Raw genomic sequence first — 14,311 nt, 5'->3', positions numbered from 1 at the left:
GGCAGTCATGGCGAAGAACCCGCACGTGGTGAAGAAGCGCTCGATCTCCGCGCCGGCCGCGCGGGCGATGGTGGCCGCCGCCGTCGCCCGCGCCGAGGAGATGGGCTTCGCGGTCACCGTCGCGGTGTGCGACGAGAGCGGCGTGCTCAAGGCGTACGAGCGGATGGACGGCGCGCCGCTGGTGAGCGTCCAGCTGGCGCAGGACAAGGCGTACACGGCCGTCGGTTTCGGCCTCAGCAGCGACGGCTGGTACGACTTCATCAAGGACGACGGCCCGCTGGCCATGGGCGCCCCGCCCGCGATCGACCGGCTGGTGACCTTCGGCGGTGGCTATCCGGTGAAGGTCGACGACGTGCTGGTCGGCGGCATCGGGGTCAGCGGCGGCCACTACACGCAGGACATGGAGGTCGCGCAGGCCGGACTGAAGGCGCTGTCTTGAACGTCGAGATCGTCGAGGTCGGCCCCCGGGACGGCCTGCAGAACCACCCGGCGGAGCTGACCACCGGGCAGAAGGCCGAACTGGTACGCCGGGCGGTCGCGGCGGGCAGCCGGCGGGTCGAGGTGACGAGCTTCGTCAACCCGGCGAAGGTGCCGAAGCTCGCCGACGCCGACGCGCTGATGGCACTGGTCCGTGACGAGCCGGGCCTGGCCGCGATCGGCCTGGTGATGAACGGGCGCGGACTGGACCGGGCGGTCGCCGCAGGCGTCACCGAGGTCAACTTCGTGGTGGTCGCCACCGACACGTTCTGCCGGCGCAACCAGGGCACGACCACCGCGGAGGCGGTCGCGGAGGTGCGGCGGCTGCTGCCCCGGGCCCGGGAACAGGGGCTGCGCGCGTCGGTCACGGTCGGGGCCGCGTTCGGCTGCCCGTTCGAGGGGGAGACGCCGCCGGAGCGCGTGCTGCGCGTCGTCGACGACCTGGCACCGGTGGCGCCGGACGAGGTGGCGCTCGCCGACACCATCGGCGTGGCCGTGCCGTCCCAGGTGGAGCGGCTGTTCACGGCCGTGCGCGAGCGCACCGGCGCGAGCCTGCGCGGGCACTTCCACAACACCCGCAACCTGGGCCTGGCCAACGTCCTGGCCGCCGTCGGGGCCGGGGCGCGGGCGATCGACGCCAGCGTCGGCGGCATCGGCGGCTGCCCGTTCGCGCCGGCCGCCACCGGCAACGTGGCCACCGAGGACGTGGTGTACGCGCTGGAACGCTCCGGGACCCGGACCGGGGTGTCGCAGGATGCGGCCATCGGCAACGCCAGGTGGCTGGGCGAGGTGTTCGGCGCCGAGCTGCCGGGCATGCTGAGCCGGGCCGGTGGGTTCCCGTGACCGGGCCGCTGGCCGGACTGCGGGTACTGGACCTGACCAGCACGTTCTCCGGTCCGTACTGCACGCTGATGCTGGCCGACCTGGGCGCCGAGGTGATCAAGGTGGAGCCGCCGGGCGGCGACATCGCCCGCCAGCTCGGCGCCGCCCGCACCCCCGGCATGGCGGCGGTGTTCCTCAACATGAACCGGGGCAAGAAGAGCGTCCTGCTGGACCTCAAGGCGCCCGCCGACCGGGCCGCGTTCGACCGGCTCGTCCCGACGGTGGACGTGCTGGTGCACAACATGCGCCCGGCCGCCGTGGCCCGGCTCGCGCTCACCTACGACGACGTACGCGCGCTGCACCCGGCGATCGTCTACTGTGCGATCCCGGGGTTCCGGAGCACCGGCCGGCACGCCGACCGGCCCGCGTACGACGACGTGATCCAGGGCGCCTCCGGGATCGCCCGGCTGCAGAGCGTCAACCAGGACCAGCCCGGGTACGTCGTCACCCCGCTCGCCGACAAGATCACCGGACTCACCGCGTCCACCGCCGTGCTCGCCGCGTTGCGGCACCGCGACGCCACCGGCGAGGGGCAGCGCGTCGAGGTGCCGATGTTCGACACGATGGTCGCCTTCGGCCTGCTCGAACAGCTCGACGGCTGGACGTTCGACCCGCCCACCGGGCCGCCGCTCTACCCGCGTACCGCCGCGCCGAACCGCCGTCCGTACGCCACCGCCGACGGGCACCTGTGCGTGCTGATCTACACCGGCCGGCAGTGGGAACGGTTCCTCACCCTGGTCGGGCGCGCCGACCTGCTGCGCCACCCCGACTACGACACCGTCGGCAAGCGGATCGCCAACGCCGACGGGCTCTACCGGGTGGTCGCCGACGTGCTGCGCGGGCGTACCACCGCCGAGTGGCTGGCGGAGCTGTCGGCGATCGACGTGCCGTGCGCGCCGCTGGCGGGCTACGAGGAGATCCTGCGCGAGGAGGAACGGGCCGAAACGGGTCTGGTGTCGATCGTCGAGCACCCGGTGGCCGGGCGGCTGCGCAGCATCGCCCCGCCGATCGTCATGTCGGCCTCGCCGCTGCCGGCCGGTCGGCTCGCGCCGACGCTCGGCGAGCACACCGACGAGGTGCTCGCCGGCACTGAGGGGAGCAGCGGATGAGGGGCAGGGTCGCCGTCGTCACCGGCGCCGGATCGGGGATCGGGCTCGCCGTCGCCCGGCGGCTGGCCGACGAGGGCGCCGAGGTGGTCTCCGCCGACCTGGACGTGTCCGCGTGCGTGGGCGTCCCGGTCACCGCCGACCTGGGCACCCCGGCCGGCGTCGCCGCCGTCGTGCGGGAGGTGACCAGCCGGTACGGCGGCGCGGACGTGCTCGTCAACAACGTGGCGCTCGCGCCGTACCGGGACGCCTTCACCGACATCGACGACGCGGCCTGGCAGCGCACCTGGGACGTCAACGTGATGTCCTGCGTGCGGCTGTGCCGCGCGCTCGTGCCGCTCATGGTCGAGCGGGGCGGCGGCAGCGTGGTCACCATCGGCTCCGAGGCGGCGCGGCACCCGAAGCCGCACATGCTCGACTACGCGGTCAGCAAGGCCGCGCTGCTCAGCCTCGCCAAGGGCCTGGCCCTGGAGTACGGCTCCCGGGGCGTGCGGGTGAACACCGTCGCGCCCGGCCCGACGCGGACCGCGACCATGGACGCCTACCTGGAGTCGGTCGCGCTCCGGCTGGGCATCGACGTCTCCGCCGCCGCCGACCACGTGGTGCACGAGCTGCGCCGGCTGCCGCTGGGCCGGATGAACGAGCCGGAGGACGTCGCCGAGGTGGTGCTGTTCCTCGCCGGGGACCGGGCCCGGCAGGTGACCGGTTCGGAGTACGCCGTCAACGGCGGTTCCACCGCGTCGATGTAGGTTCACCATCGGTGAACAGAGGGGGACGCATGGGCCGGGCCACGCAGTCGGCGTACGAGTCGATCAAGACGCGCATCCTCGGCGGGGCGTACGAGCCGGGGAAGAAGCTGTCCGAGGAGGATCTCGCCGCCGCGGTGGGGGTGAGCCGCACCCCCGTACGGGAGGCGCTGCGCCGGCTGCACGCCGAGGGCCTGGTGGACTGGGAGGCCAACCGGGGCGCCACCGTACCGGCCTGGCGCGAGCAGGACCTGGAGGAGATCTTCGAGCTGCGCGCCCTGCTGGAGGGGTACGGCGCCGAGCTGGCCGCGACCCGGATCACGCCGGAGGAGATCGCCCGGCTGCGCGAGCTGTGCGCCGAGATGGAGGGCTACGCGGCCGGTCAGCGGCGGGACCGGGCGGACCGGATCGCGGTCTGCAACGCGCAGTTCCACGAGATCATCCTGGGCGCCGGGCGGAACCGCCGGTTGAGCGCGCTGCTCGGGGCGGTGGTGCAGACGCCGCTGGTGAACCGCACGTTCCGCCGGTACGACGAGGCGGCGATGGCGCGCAGCATGTCGCACCACCGGGAGCTGATCGACGCGTTCGAGGCACGCGACCGGGCCTGGGCCGGCTCGGTGATGCGGGCGCACATCCTGGCCGCGCGCGCCACCCTCGGCACGCCCTGACCCACGCCGGGCCGGGGACACGTCGTAACCCTCGACGGTCCCGGCCCGGCGGCACGGGTCATTCGGCGGACGCCTCGGCGCGGCGCACCACCTCGGTGGCGGCACGCACCACCGCCCGGTCCAGCAACCGCCCGTCGGCGTCGGTGGCCACCCCGGAGCCGCCACGTTCGGCCCGCTCCAGCGCCGCCAGCACGGCCCGGGCGGAGGCCACCTCGGCCTCGCTGGGGGTGAACACCTCGTTGATGGTCGCGACCTGCCCGGGGTGGATGGCGCTGCGGGCCCGGAAGCCCTGCCGCAGCAGCGCCCGGGTGGTCCGCTCCAGCCGTTCCGGGTCGCGCAGCGTGGTCTCCACCGGCCCCACCGCGGGGGCGATGCCGGCGGCCGCCGACGCGACCACGACCTGGGAGCGGATCGGGGCGAACTCCGCCCGGTCCGGCCCGGGCTGCAACCCCAGCTCACCGGCGAGGTCTGCCTCGCCGAGGCCGAGCCGCAGCACCCGTGGCGCTTCGGCCACCCGCGGCGCGGTGAGCACGCCCCGGGCGGTCTCGATCAGCGCCACCACCCGGAACGCCGGGGCGTCCGGACCGAGCCGCCGCTGTACCCGGGTCAGCGCGGCATCGACCTCGGCGAGCAGCTCCGGCTCGGCCTTCGGCACCCACACCCCGGCCGCGGCGGGGGAGAGGACCTCGACGTCCGCCTCGAACTGGTCGCTGTTGATCCGCACCCAGAGCTCGGGTGCGGACGGCGCGGCGGCGCCCAGGAACCCGGCGACCGTCTCCCGGGCCTGCGCCTTGCGGGCCGGCGTGACCGCGTCCTCCAGGTCGAGCACGAGCGCGTCCGCGCCCCGCCCGGCCGCCTTGTCCAGCAGGTCCGCCCGGTCGCCCGGCACGTACAGGTAACTGCGCGCCACCGCCGTCATGTCGTTCCCCCTACCGCTGCGGGCGGGCGAGGTAGCGGCCGGCCGGCTCGCCGGTCACCTTGCCGTCGACGAGCACGTGCTGCCCGCGCACGAAGGTGTCGGTGACCCGGGCGGTCAGCTCGAAGCCCTCGAACGGCGTGTACTCCTGCGTCGACTCGGAGTCCTCGGCGCGCACCGTCCAGGTCGAGTCCGGGTCGACCAGGCAGATGTCGGCGTCGTAGCCCTGCAGCAGCGCGCCCTTGTTGCGCAGGCCGAAGCGCTGCGCCGGGTTCCACGAGGTCAGCTCCGCCACCCGCTGGTACGACAGACCGCGCCGGTTGCCCTCGGTGACCAGGCCGGGCAGCAGGTACTCGGCGCCGCCGAAGCCGGACTTGGCGACGAAGATGTCGTCGCGCGGCTCACCGAACTTGACCTCGTCCTTGCAGCAGGCGTGGTCGCTGACCACCCAGTCGATCTTGCCGTCCAGGACGTACCCCCAGAGCGCCTCGACGTCGGCGCGCGGGCGCAGCGGCGGGTTGACCTTGCCGCCCAGGCCGTGCGCGGTGTCGATGTCGGCGACCAGGTGACCGATGGTCACCTCGCGACGGAAGTCGATGTGCGGGAACGCCCGCGCCATCCGCAGCGCCGCGTCGACCGCCTTCTCCGAGGTCAGGTGCAGCAGGTTGATCTTCGGCAGCCCGGTCTCGTGCGCCAGGTACGACGCGATCGACACGGCCAGTCCCTCGGAGTGCGGCGGCCGCGACGCGTGGTACGCCTCCAGCCCGCGCAGCGTGCCGTCCTGCTCGACCTGCTTGGTGTACGCGCTCATGATCTCGGCGGTCTCGCAGTGCAGCGACAGCGAGATCTCGTCGGCCAGCTCGGGGAAACGCTCCCGGGCCGCCTGGACGCCCCGCATCACGAACTCGAAGTGGGCGTAGTCGTACCGCTCGCCCTCCGGGATCATCAGGAACGAGTTCTGGTCGGTGGACCGGCCGTGCAGGCCGTGGCTGCCGTAGAACATGAAGATCTTGAACGAGGTGACCCCGTGCTCCTCCACCAGCGACGGCACCTCACCGATGTGCTCCCGCGACATCGGCGCCAGGTGGAAGCCGTAGTCGATGTAGGAGCGGCCCTCGGTCGCGGCCAGCACCTCGGGGAAGAAGTCCGCGTACCGGCCGCCGCGGTTGAGGTAGTACTGCCCGGTGCGCATGTAGTTCAGCGCCGTGGTGACGCCGCCCTGCACCGACGCGCGGCTCTCCGAGACGGCGTCCTCGCTCAGCGGGTTGTAGATGCCCCAGTGCTGGTGGGCGTCGACCACGCCGGGGAAGGCGAGCCGGCCGCCGCCGTCGACGACCTGGGCGGCCTCCGCCCGGTCGATCTGCGGGGCGACGCGGCTGATCCGCCCGTCGGTGACGCCGATGTCCATCAGCTCGGGTTCGGGCCGGTCGTGCCGGACCACGCGGACGTTCGTCAGCAGCAGGTCGTAGGTGCTCATGGTGTTGCTCCTCGTGCTCGGTTCAGCGGCGGTTGATCAGGCCCATCAGGCCGTGGACGTCGGGGGCCCGGTCCAGCCGGTGGACCTCCTCGGTGATGCGGTCGGCGGTCGCCTCCGGCAGGGCGGCGGCGTTGGTGCGGAACTTGACCGCCAGTTCGGCGTCGCTGAGCGGACGCTGCGGCCCGCCCCGGTTGGCGAGCACCTCCTGCACCCACTCCCGCCCGTCGCGGGTGACCACCCGCAGCACGGCCGGGAACTGGTGCGGGAAGATCGCGTCGCACCGCTCGTCGCCCACCACGTCGACGCGCGCCATCAGCTCCCGCCGCTGCGGGTCGTGCGCCAGGGCGTCGGTGAAGTCGGCGAGGTCCACGCCGAGACCGCCGCCGCCGATCAGGCCGGCGACGACCGCGTACGGGCCGCTGAACTGCGCCTCGTAACCGGTCTGCGGTGCGCGCTTGCGCTCGATGGGCTGGCCGATGGTGCGTACCGTCGGCGTCGGCACGCCGAGCGTGATCGACTCGATCTGGTCCAGCGGCAGCCCGCGCTCGCGCAGCGCGATCGCCGCGTCGATGGCCGCGTGGGTGAAGTGGTTCGCCGGGTACGGCTTGAAGAAGATGCCCGGTACCGCCCAGTCGGTGCCGAGCCCGCGGACGATCTCGTCGCCGTCGAACTCGCCGCGCAGGAACGCCTGGAAGAAGCCGAAGCGCCCCTCCAGCACGGTCGGCGGGCCGGTCACGCCGTGCCGGGCCAGCTGCGCGGCGCTGACCGCCGCGTGCGCGGCCCAGCCGCAGTGGATCCGCTTGACCGTGCCGCCGTTGCGGTTGGACTCGATCAGCCCGGCCGCCATCGAGGCGGACACCCCGAGCGCGTCGAGCGCGCCGTCGGCGTCCAGCTTCAGCAGCCGGGCCGCGGCGACCGCGCCGCCGAGCGTGCCGCAGATCGAGGTGGCGTGCTGCCCGTGCTCGAAGAAGACGGAGTTGCCGGCGGCCGGGTCGTAGCCGGCCATGCCGAGCCGGACGCACACCTCCAGGCCGACGGCGATGGCCGCGACGGTCTCCTGCCCGGACGCCCCGGACGCCTCGGCGGCGGCCAGCGCGGCCGGCACCACCGACGCGCTGGGGTGCAGCACCGACGGCAGGTGCGTGTCGTCGTAGTCGAGCGAGTGCGCCAGCACGCCGTTGGCGAACGCGGCCAGCGCCGCCGGCGCCTTCTCGTCCAGGCCGACCACGGTCGCCTGGCCCCGGCCGCCCTGCTCGGCGACGTAGGCGAGGGCCGCCTGGCTGGTCGGCAGCGGCCGGGCCGCCACGCAGAGCCCGAGCACGTCCAGGACGCGGGCCCGGACGCTGGCGACCACCTCGTCGGGCAGCGTGTCGGCGGCGGTGTCGGCGGCGAAGGTGGCCAGGTGGCGGCCCAGTGTCGGTTCAGCCACGGCTGATCACCGCCAGCGGGCGCACCGGGGAGCCGGTGGCGCCGTACAGCGGCAGCGGCGCCATCACGAAGGTGAACTCGTGCACCCCGTCGCGGGCCAGCTCCTCCAGCGCCATCGTCTCGATCAGGTAGATGCCGTGCTCCACCAGCAGGATCCGGTGCGCCGGCAGCGAGCTGTGGCCCTTGCCCGGGTGCAGGCACTCGAAGGCGATGGTGTCCGCGCCGGCCGCGTGCACCTGACGCTGCGCCAGCCAGGTCGCGCCGTCCGCGCCGACTCCCGGTACGCCGGAGTCCTTGCCGATGTACTGGTTGCGGTCCTCGTGGTCGAACAGCCGGCCCCACCCGCTGCGGATGAGCACCACGTCGCCGGCGCCCACCGGCGTGCCCTGCCGGGACTCCGCGGCGTCCAGGTCGGCCGGGGTGATCTCGTAACCGGGCTCGCAGGCCTCCACGCCCAGCGCGGCGGGCACGTCCAGCAGCACGCCCCGGCGGACCATCGGCGCGACGGTGTGCACGCCCAGCTCGTCGAACCGGCCGCCGACCTGCGCTTCGGCGGCGTCGGCGCCGCCGTGCAGCCGGCCGTCCTGGGAGACGTGCGCGAGCGCGTCGACGTGCGTGCCGACGTGCGTGCCCATCACCAGCAGGTCGTTGGCGGCGGAGCCGCCGTCGGCGCGCACCATGTCGCCGTGGCGGCGGGGCAGGGTGAGCCCGAACGCCGGGTGGTTCGGCGACTGCGGCATGCCGACGGTCAGCCGCCGGCCCAGGTCGTAGATCGTGACACCGGCCTGCACGGCGTCGAGCAGGCGGTCGGCGGTTCTGGCAGTGGTGCCCACGGGGTTCCTCGCGTTTCGGCTGTCGGCGTCGTCAGGCGACGACGCCACGGGCTTTCAGGTCGGCGATCTCGGCCGGATCGCAGCCGAGTTCCTCGACGAGCAGGGCGTCGGTGTCGGCGCCGGGGGAGCGGCCGGTGAACCGGATCCGGCCCGGCGTCTCCGACATCCGCCACATGACGTTGTGCATCCGCATCGGGCCGAGGTCCGGGTCGTCGACCGTGGTGATCATCTCGGTGGCCTGGACGTGCGGGTCCTCGACGATGTCCTTGGCGCTGTAGACCGGTGCGACGGCGGCGCCGGCCTCGGCGAACGCCGTGGCCACCTCGTCGCGGGTCCGCTCGGCGATCCACGACCCCACGTACTCGTCGAGCAGGTCCGCGTGCGCCACCCGGCCGACACCGGTACGGAACCACGGCTCGTCGATCACCTCGGGGTGGCCCACCAGCCGCAGCACCCGCTCGGCGATGGCCTGGGCGCTGGTGGAGATGGCCACCCACGACCCGTCCTTGGTCTGGTACGTGTTGCGCGGCGCATTGTTCGTCGAGCGGTTGCCCTGCCGCTGCTCCACCACGCCGAGCTGGTCGTAGACAGTGGGGCCGGGACCGACAGCGGTCATGATCGGCTCCAGCAGGCTCATGTCGACGACCTGGCCCCGGCCGCCGGAGCGCTCCCGGTGCCACAGCGCCATCATCACCGCCGACGAGGTGGCGATGCCGCAGATGCTGTCGGCCAGCCCGAACGCGGGCAGCGTGGGCGGGCCGTCGGCCGTACCGGTCAGGTGGGCGAACCCGCTCATCGCCTCGGCCAGCGTGCCGAACCCGGCGCGGGAGGCGTACGGGCCGGTCTGCCCGAAGCCGGTGATCCGGGCGATCACCAGACCGGGGTTGACCCGGTGCAGTTCCTCCGGGCCGACGCCCCAGCGCTCCAGCGTGCCCGGCCGGAAGTTCTCCACCAGCACGTCGGCGCGCTCGGCCAGCCGCAGCAGCAGCGCCGCGCCCTCCGGCGCGGACAGGTTCAGCCCGACCAGCCGCTTGTTGCGGGAGATCTCCTTCCACCACAGGGGATGGCCGTCCTTGGCCTTGCCGTGGCCGCGCATGCTGTCACCCATGGTCGGGTGCTCGATCTTGATCACGTCGGCGCCGTAGTCGCCGAGGATCTGACAGCACAGCGGCCCGGCGAGGATCGTCGAGACGTCCAGCACCCGCAGGCCCGTCAGCGGTCCGTCACTCACCTGTTCCACCTCCCCAGTTCTGTTCCTGACCCGTCCGGCCGGCGACACGCTGCGCCGGCGGCCGGAAACCCAGTTCGGCGGAGATCTCCGCCGCCGCCGCGGCGACCAGTGCCCCGTGCGCCGCGCACACCTCCGGGGTGAACCGGTTCTGCGGCCCGCACAGCGAGATCGAGCCGAAGACCTGCCCGGTCGCGTAGCGCACCGGAGCGGCCACGCTTCCCGCGCCGTTCTGCCGTTCGCCCATGCTCACCGCGTACCCCTGGCGCCGGACCCGGCCCAGTTCGGCCCGCAGCTTCGCGGTGGAGGTGATCGTGACCGGGGTGATCGCGTCCAGCGGATGGTGGCCGAGGTAGTCGTCGACCTCGGCGTCCGGCAGCGCCGCCAGGATCGCCTTCGACGACGACCCGGAGTGCAGCGGGTGGCTGGTGCCCAGGGACACCGACATCCGGACCTCGTGCGGCGAGAGCACCTGGTCGATGTAGACGCGCGACCAGCCCTGCCGTACCGACAACGTGGCGGTCTCGCCGCTGTCGCGGACCAGCCGGACCAGGTACCGGCGCGCGATGTCCGGCACGTCCAGGGCGCGCAGCGCGGCCAGGCCCACGGCGAGCGCGCCGGTGCCGAGGCGGTACCGCTTGGTCTCCTCGTTGAAGGTGAGGAAGTTGTCGGCCACCAGTTCCTTGAGGATCCGGTGCGCGACCGCCTTCGGCAGACCCAGTTCCCGCGCGATCGTCGACACGCCGAGGGTCTCCGGGGCCCGTTCGGCGATGATGTTGACGATGTCGAGGGCGCGTCCCAGACCGGAGCGGGTCCGGCCGGCGGTGCTCTCGACAACCGCTGTCGTGATCATCTCTCATCCTCCACAGTCGACGTGCGTGCGCGGGGTCGCCGGGCGTCAGGCGGGCGCGACGGGGGTCTTCCCGGGTGGCAGGCCGCCGGCCTGCCGGGGTCGCTCCCGCGCGATGACGAGCGCCACCGAGGCGAGCACCACGGCACCGGCGAGCACCTGTCGTCCGGACAACGATTCATCCAGCACCATCATGCCGAGCAGGACCGCCACCACCGGGTTGACGTACGCGTAGGTGGACGCGAGCTGAATCGGCGCGTTGCGCAGCAACCAGGTGTAGACGCTGAAGCCGACCACCGTGCACACCAGCATCAGGTAGGTCCACGCCAGCCAGGACCGGCCGGTGACGCCGGCCGGGTCGAACCGTCCCAGCTCACCGCTGACCACGCTCGCCACCGCCACCGCGACGCCGCCGACGAGCATCTGCCAGCCGGTGCCGACCAGGTGGTCGGCCGGCATGTGCAGCCGCTGCGACAGCGTCGAGCCCAGCGCCCAGACCATCGTGGAGACCACCAGCAGCAGCATCCCGCCGAGGTGCCATCCCTTCGTCGGCACCGAGAACAGCAGCGCCAGCCCGGCCACACCGCCCAGTACGCCCACCGCCGCGAGTGCCGACGGCCGTGGGCCGACCGCCAGCCGCAGCACCAGCACCCACAGCGGCATGCCGGCCACCACCAGCGACGTCAGCCCGGTCGGCACGTACTGCTGGCCCAGGGCGAGCAGTGCGCTGCCCGCACCGACCATCAGCAGCCCGCTGGCGCCCACCCCGCCCCACTGCCGCCGGGGCAGCAGCAGCCCGGCCGGTCCCCGGCGCAGCGCCGCCACCGCGAACAGCAGCAGCGCCGCGGCCAGGAACCGGGCCGACGTGGCGACCAGCGGCGGGATGCTGTCCAGGGCCACCCGATTGCCCAGGTAGGTCGAGCCCCAGATCAGGTAGACCGCGCCGAGCCCGACGGCCAGGGCCATCGGGCCGGCGGGCCGCGGCGGATCCGCCGGGTGGCGGACCGCTGCGGGCTCGGTCAGGTCAGCGGTGGCCATCGACCCGGATCGCCACCGCGGTGTTGCCCCGCAGGGCGTTCGAGTAGGGACACATCTGGTCGGCCAGCTCCACCGCGCGTTCCAGGTCGGCCTGCGGGCACTGCGGCGCGGACACGTCCAGCACCACGGCGATCGCGTACCGGCCGTCCTCGGTCTGCCCGAGGGAGACCGAGGCGGTCACCGTCGTCGGGCCGGGCTTGACGCCGGCCTGCCGGGCGGCGACGGCGAGCGCGCTGTCGAAGCAGGCCGCGTAGCCGGCCGCGAACAGCTCCTCCGGGTCGGTGCCGGGCGCGTCCGGACCCCGCTGCGCGGGGCGGGTCAGGTCGACCCGCAGCGACCCGGTCAGCGACCGGGCGCTGCCGCCCCGGCCGCCGGAGACCTCGACGGCGGCGGTGTAGAGCGTGTTCGCCGGTACGACCTTCGCCTCGGAGACCGGGGTGCCGGCGCTCACGCCGCCACCTCCCGTCCCAGGTCGGCGTGCACCTGCGCGGCGACCGCGTCGGCGAACGCCTCCGGCTGCTCGTCGGCCACGAAGTCGGTGCCGCCGGGGATGGTGACCAGCTCGGCGCCGGGCAGCGCGGCCCGCACCTGCGGCGTCATCCGGTCCAGCAGGTCGTCGGCGCCGTGCAGCAGCACGATGGGCAGCGCGTCCAGGGCGGCGGTGTCCACGTGGTGGTCGAACACCGCCCGGTACGCGGTGGCGTAGTCCGGACCGGTCAGCAGGTACTCGGTGACCTGGCGGTCCGCCTCCTCCGGGGTCAGGCGCGGGTACAGGCCGTACACCCGGTCCCAGATGACCTTCAGGTGCCCGCCGTCGCGGTCCGGGGAGTAGCCGGGCGCGTACGACCGCTTCTTCTCCGCCCGCTCCTGCTCGTCGTAGAGCGGGATGCCCTGCAGGATCAGCCGGTGCACCCGCTGCGGCGCCGACATCAGTGCCTGGGCGCCGACGATCGCGCCGGTGTGCTGCCCGAGCAGGTGTACCCGGGACAGCCCGAGGGCGTCGGCGAACTGCCACACCCCGGCCGCGTACTCCGGGATGGACCACGGGCGCGGCGGCGCGTCGGACATGCCGAACCCCGGCGTGTCCGGGGCGATCACCCGCAGGCCGCGGCGGGCCAGCGGCTCGATCACCGCGTCGTAGGTGGCCGAGGAGAGCGGGGACTGGTGCAGCATCAGCAGCACCGGGGCGTCGGCGTCGCCGCCGTGCCGGTAGTGCACCTGGCCCCACGGCACGTCGACGTAGGCGCGGCGGGCCACGCCGCGGGCCCGGGTCACTCCGTCACCGCCAGGGCCGCCATGACCTCGATGACGTGCTTGATGCCGGCCTTGTAGTCGTCCAGCCGGATGTTCTCGTTCGGGCCGTCCACACCGGAGTCGGCGCGGGACACGCCGACGCCGACGATCGGTCGGTCGGCGATCACGCCCTGGTTGCCGATCCACTGCGTGTACGGCTCGATGACCGGCTCGGTCCCGTACACCCGGCGGGCCGCGTCGGCGACCAGCGCGACGAACGGGTCGCGGTGGTCGGTGAGGTTGGGCCGGCTGGTCGCCATCACCTCGATGCGCAGGTCACCGAAGCCGGTCGCGGCCAGGTGGTCGCGGATGCAGCCGAGCACCCGGTCCGGGTCCTGGCCGGGCACCAGCCGGATCTCCAGCTTGGCCGAGGCGGTCGACGGGATGCCGAGCGTCACGTCGTCGCGCATGTCGCCGCCGGCGAAGCCCGCGACGGTGAGCGTCGGCACGGTACGGATGGCGACCGCGGCGGCCTGGTCGTCCAGGTCACCGGTGAAGCGGTCGACCTGCGCCCGCTTGCGCAGGAAGTCCCCGTCGAACGCGACCTTCTCCAGCAGCGCCCGCTCCTCGTCCGTCGGCGGCCGGGCGTCGTCGGCGAAACCGGGGATCGTCACGGTGCCGTCGGGCTGCTGCAGCTGCGCCAGGGCGGCGGCCAGCCGGGCCGTGGCGGCCGGCAGCAGCGCGGTGTTCTGGCTGGTCAGGTCGCGCGGCAGGGTCTGCGCGGTGAGGCGCAGGTAGAGCACGCCCTTCTCGGCGAGCTTGAGCAGCAGCCGGTCCTCGCCGTCGAGCCAGGAGTTCTCCCACAGCGCCGCGTCGCTGGCGAGCCGGTCGGCGTGCGCCTGCACGAACGAGCCCAGACCCGGGCTGTGCAGCCACTTCTTGCCCTCGAAGATGATCCGGTTGGTCACCGGCGGGGTCAGCCCGGCCAGCTTCCAGGCCGCCGCCGCGTGGATGCGGGACATGACGACGCCCTTGTCGTCGGCCACGCCCCGGGCGTACAGCCGGCCGTCGTGGATCTCCGCCGCGTACGGCGGGCTGATCCAGTCGGCGTCGTCACCGGCCGGCTCGACCTCCACGTCGTAGTGGGTGAAGTGCAGCAGCGCCTTGTCACCCTCGCCCGGCACCTCGGCCAGCACGTACGGGTACGACTGCTCCCACGGGATGATCTCGGCTTCGCCGCCCCAGCGGCGGACCGACCCGGCGATGAACTCGGCGGTGGCCTCCATCTGCTCCGGCTCCTGGCGGCGGCTGCGGATGCGGCACAGCTGCTGGAGCTCCTCGACGAACTCGTCGAAGTGCTTGTCGACGGCCGCCAGAGCGGCCGCGGTATCCGGTTTGGGCATGGTGGTCCTCACAGAAGGGGTCGGAG

15 protein-coding genes are annotated in these 14,311 nt (G+C 73.6%); 5 read left to right on the top strand and 10 right to left on the bottom strand.

Annotated features, from left to right (window positions below):
- Positions 1-7 precede the first annotated feature (7 nt).
- Genes ACQP26_RS18360 through ACQP26_RS18340 form a run of 5 tightly spaced genes read left to right on the top strand, consistent with a single transcriptional unit; the run spans position 8 to position 3,879 of the window.
- The gene (locus ACQP26_RS18360; protein WP_135240666.1) at positions 8-439 is read left to right on the top strand and encodes a GlcG/HbpS family heme-binding protein; all 432 of its coding nucleotides are present in this window, start codon (positions 8-10) and stop codon (positions 437-439) included.
- Entirely contained in the window at positions 436-1,320 is an 885-nt protein-coding gene (locus ACQP26_RS18355; protein ID WP_433493488.1) for a hydroxymethylglutaryl-CoA lyase, read from the top strand. Before ACQP26_RS18360 ends, ACQP26_RS18355 begins: the two co-directional genes overlap by 4 nt.
- Entirely contained in the window at positions 1,317-2,468 is a 1,152-nt protein-coding gene (locus tag ACQP26_RS18350; protein WP_269705495.1) for a CaiB/BaiF CoA transferase family protein, read from the top strand. The genes ACQP26_RS18355 and ACQP26_RS18350 overlap by 4 nt, the downstream gene beginning before the upstream one ends.
- Positions 2,465-3,214 (top strand): SDR family NAD(P)-dependent oxidoreductase, encoded by a 750-nt coding sequence (locus ACQP26_RS18345; protein ID WP_269705496.1) that lies wholly within the window; start codon positions 2,465-2,467, stop codon positions 3,212-3,214. The genes ACQP26_RS18350 and ACQP26_RS18345 overlap by 4 nt, the downstream gene beginning before the upstream one ends.
- A gap of 29 nt (positions 3,215-3,243) precedes the next feature.
- Positions 3,244-3,879, top strand: coding sequence for a GntR family transcriptional regulator (locus ACQP26_RS18340; protein ID WP_013286904.1), 636 nt, complete (start codon positions 3,244-3,246; stop codon positions 3,877-3,879).
- Positions 3,880-3,937: 58 nt separating this feature from the next.
- Here the strand turns inward: ACQP26_RS18340 and ACQP26_RS18335 are convergent, their stop codons facing one another.
- From ACQP26_RS18335 to ACQP26_RS18290, 10 genes are read right to left on the bottom strand one after another with little or no spacing between them, the layout of a single operon-like run.
- A complete protein-coding gene (locus ACQP26_RS18335; protein ID WP_433493487.1) occupies positions 3,938-4,798 on the bottom strand; it encodes an HpcH/HpaI aldolase/citrate lyase family protein in 861 nt (286 codons plus the stop codon).
- A gap of 10 nt (positions 4,799-4,808) precedes the next feature.
- Positions 4,809-6,272, bottom strand: a complete 1,464-nt coding sequence (locus tag ACQP26_RS18330) for a dihydroorotase (RefSeq protein ID WP_194799022.1) — start codon at positions 6,270-6,272, stop codon at positions 4,809-4,811.
- A gap of 22 nt (positions 6,273-6,294) precedes the next feature.
- Positions 6,295-7,701: an MmgE/PrpD family protein gene (locus tag ACQP26_RS18325; RefSeq protein ID WP_433493486.1), complete on the bottom strand. Its 1,407-nt coding sequence runs from the start codon at positions 7,699-7,701 to the stop codon at positions 6,295-6,297.
- Entirely contained in the window at positions 7,694-8,533 is an 840-nt protein-coding gene (locus ACQP26_RS18320) for a cyclase family protein (protein ID WP_269705500.1), read from the bottom strand. Before ACQP26_RS18320 ends, ACQP26_RS18325 begins: the two co-directional genes overlap by 8 nt.
- A 31-nt stretch (positions 8,534-8,564) precedes the next feature.
- Complete coding sequence (locus tag ACQP26_RS18315; protein ID WP_135240659.1) at positions 8,565-9,764, bottom strand: CaiB/BaiF CoA transferase family protein; 1,200 nt, start codon at positions 9,762-9,764, stop codon at positions 8,565-8,567.
- Positions 9,757-10,614: an IclR family transcriptional regulator gene (locus tag ACQP26_RS18310; RefSeq protein ID WP_269705501.1), complete on the bottom strand. Its 858-nt coding sequence runs from the start codon at positions 10,612-10,614 to the stop codon at positions 9,757-9,759. The genes ACQP26_RS18315 and ACQP26_RS18310 overlap by 8 nt, the downstream gene beginning before the upstream one ends.
- Positions 10,615-10,659: 45 nt before the next feature.
- On the bottom strand, positions 10,660-11,649 hold the full coding sequence (locus ACQP26_RS18305) for an EamA family transporter (protein WP_269705502.1): 990 nt from the start codon (positions 11,647-11,649) through the stop codon (positions 10,660-10,662).
- A complete protein-coding gene (locus ACQP26_RS18300) occupies positions 11,636-12,100 on the bottom strand; it encodes an Ohr family peroxiredoxin (protein ID WP_433493485.1) in 465 nt (154 codons plus the stop codon). Before ACQP26_RS18300 ends, ACQP26_RS18305 begins: the two co-directional genes overlap by 14 nt.
- On the bottom strand, positions 12,097-12,924 hold the full coding sequence (locus tag ACQP26_RS18295) for an alpha/beta fold hydrolase (protein ID WP_269705504.1): 828 nt from the start codon (positions 12,922-12,924) through the stop codon (positions 12,097-12,099). The genes ACQP26_RS18300 and ACQP26_RS18295 overlap by 4 nt, the downstream gene beginning before the upstream one ends.
- The gene (locus ACQP26_RS18290; RefSeq protein WP_269705505.1) at positions 12,921-14,285 is read right to left on the bottom strand and encodes a M20/M25/M40 family metallo-hydrolase; all 1,365 of its coding nucleotides are present in this window, start codon (positions 14,283-14,285) and stop codon (positions 12,921-12,923) included. The genes ACQP26_RS18295 and ACQP26_RS18290 overlap by 4 nt, the downstream gene beginning before the upstream one ends.
- Between the last annotated feature and the right edge of the window lie 26 nt (positions 14,286-14,311).

This window comes from Micromonospora sp. CA-248089 (genome assembly GCF_050948515.1).
Classification (GTDB): Bacteria; Actinomycetota; Actinomycetes; order Mycobacteriales; family Micromonosporaceae; genus Micromonospora.
This window is presented reverse-complemented; position numbering and strand designations above follow the sequence as displayed.

Bases quoted from the DNA above. Each gene is read 5' to 3' on its own strand.
- ACQP26_RS18360 (WP_135240666.1), top strand. From the start codon at position 8: ATGGCGAAGAACCCGCACGTGGTGAAGAAGCGCTCGATCTCCGCGCCG.
- ACQP26_RS18345 (WP_269705496.1), top strand. From the start codon at position 2,465: ATGAGGGGCAGGGTCGCCGTCGTCACCGGCGCCGGATCGGGGATCGGG.
- ACQP26_RS18340 (WP_013286904.1), top strand. From the start codon at position 3,244: ATGGGCCGGGCCACGCAGTCGGCGTACGAGTCGATCAAGACGCGCATC.
- ACQP26_RS18335 (WP_433493487.1), bottom strand. From the start codon at position 4,798: ATGACGGCGGTGGCGCGCAGTTACCTGTACGTGCCGGGCGACCGGGCG.
- ACQP26_RS18330 (WP_194799022.1), bottom strand. From the start codon at position 6,272: ATGAGCACCTACGACCTGCTGCTGACGAACGTCCGCGTGGTCCGGCAC.
- ACQP26_RS18310 (WP_269705501.1), bottom strand. From the start codon at position 10,614: ATGATCACGACAGCGGTTGTCGAGAGCACCGCCGGCCGGACCCGCTCC.
- ACQP26_RS18305 (WP_269705502.1), bottom strand. From the start codon at position 11,649: ATGGCCACCGCTGACCTGACCGAGCCCGCAGCGGTCCGCCACCCGGCG.
- ACQP26_RS18290 (WP_269705505.1), bottom strand. From the start codon at position 14,285: ATGCCCAAACCGGATACCGCGGCCGCTCTGGCGGCCGTCGACAAGCAC.